General features: G+C 70.4%; 1 protein-coding gene. It reads left to right on the top strand.

All coding sequences use genetic code 11. The annotated features are described in order from the left end of the window. Nucleotides 1-296: 296 nt before the first annotated feature. Nucleotides 297-2,015 (top strand): MobF family relaxase (gene mobF / locus B072_RS0133005; protein WP_018534251.1); only part of this gene is annotated, 1,719 nt, incomplete at its 3' end.

The following is a 2,015-nucleotide window of genomic DNA, read 5'->3' as shown; positions in this document are numbered from 1 at the left end:
CCCCGAGGCTTCCCGGCCGGGCCGCCTCAGCCCGTGCACCGAGGACAACGAGCCAGCATCCCCGTGCGTGAGGCTCCCCTCAGTGACAGGTGATCTCCGCGGATGATTGAGTGGCACACCGAAGGCCCTCAGCCCCGGCCAGTCCTTCCTTGCGTATCTCTCCCGCCGAGTGCGGATCAAGATCAAAAAGAGAGGAAGGACCAACGCGGTTCCCCTGTCGGGGAACCACGGCATAGCCGGGTAAAGGCCACAAAGCACAAAGCGCGCGTGGCGCGCTCGTACGGGGGAGCACAGCCGTGGCCTGGGTGACGAAGATCGTGGCTGACGAGCAGGTCGAGTACCGGCTCAAGCAGCAGGCCGGGTGCGCCGTGGTGATGGAGGACGGCGCGAACACGGTCGTCCTCGACGACGGTGAAGACCGCGTCGTCGATTACCGTCTGCGACCCGAGGGCGGCGCCGACCTCGTCTGGATGGGCAGCGGACTGGCCGACCTCGGACTCGTCGAGGGCGCCGTCCTCGACGAGGAGGGCAAGGCCGCGGCCCGCCTCATCATGAACGGCTGCGATCCGCGCACCGGTGCCCGGCTCATCAAGGGCACCACCTCGATGCGCACCCACGAGAAGGCCCAGCTGACCCTCGCGCGGGCCGTCGAGGCCATCGCGGCCGCCGCCGAGGAGAGGGGCGTCACGGCCGCCGAACTCTTCGACGGCAAGCCCAAGCAGCTCCGCGTGTTCGAGGCGCAGCAGCGCAAGGTGACCGACCAGGGCGAGCGGGCCCGGCTCCAGGTCGGCACGCTCCACAAGCTCGTGCGGGCGGCCGGCCTCTCCCTCGACGACATCTACGACGCCGACGAACTGGCGACCGCCTGGCAGTACAAGGACGTGCGCACCGACAGCCGCCAGCGCGGCTGGGACGTCGTCCTCGACCTGCCGAAGTCGGACAGCGTGCTGCAAGGGCTGATGGACTCGCTCGACGAGCGGGAGTTCCGCGACCTGGTCCACCAGGCCAAGGCCGACACCGTCCGGCAGATGGAGACGTGGGTCGGCTACGCGATCAGCAGCAAGGACGGAGAGCCGGTGCGCGTGGCGACCGGCGGACTGCTCGCCTGGTCGGTCGAGCACCAAAGTGCCCGTCCGGTGCGCGCCGGAGAGCCCGGGGACCCGCACCTTCACCTGCACGTCACCGTCGCCAACATGGCGCGCTGCGAGGACGGGAAGTGGCGCTCGATCGGCAACCGCGGCCTCGACCTGTACCGGCACGCCTCCGCCCTCGACGGCTACTTCAAGGCCCGGGTGCGCGCACTGACCTTCGAGCGCTTCGGGGTACGGCGCGAGCGCAACGAGCGGACCGGTGCGTGGGAGATCACGGGGATTCCGGAGCAGGTGCGCGACGGATTCTCGCGGCGCGCGGCGCTCGTCGACGCGAAGGCCGGCGCGGATGCGTCGCTCACCGAGAAGAAGACCATCTCGGCACAGACCAAACGCGACAAGCTCGACGCTGACGCCACCGAGATGCGCACCAGCTGGCGCACCCACGCGAGCGAGATGGTCAACGACGTCGACGCGATGGTCTTCGCGGCCGCGCCCGGACGCCCCGGCCCGGACGGCGGCGCGGGCCTCGACGGACCCGGCGGCGGGCCGCGCGTCCCGCCGCCCAGCGACATCGCGGCGATCGTCTTCGACCCCAAGACCGGACTGACCGCGAACGACAAGCTGTTCACCCGCGCGCAGCTCCTGGCGGCCGTCGCCAACAGCCTGGAGTACGGCATCGGCGGCGAGCCGGACGTGCTGGAGACGCTGTGCGACGAGGTCCTGAAGGTCGAGGGCTACGCGGTGTTCGTGCCACCGGTCGGTGCCACGCTGATGTCGTCGAACGCCAGGTACACGACCCAGGACATCCTCGACGCCGAAGCCCTGGTGATGCAGGAAGCCGTCGACCGGCTCGACTCCCGCGCGGTGCAGCTCGCCGAGCACCAGGCGCAGGCCGCTCTGTCCGTGTTCGAGATCGCGGCCGGG

This window comes from Streptomyces sp. HmicA12, assembly GCF_000373565.1.
In the GTDB taxonomy this organism is placed as follows: Bacteria; Actinomycetota; Actinomycetes; order Streptomycetales; family Streptomycetaceae; genus Streptomyces.
Note: the sequence above shows the minus strand (reverse complement) of the source record. Positions and strands in the feature narration are given on the sequence as shown.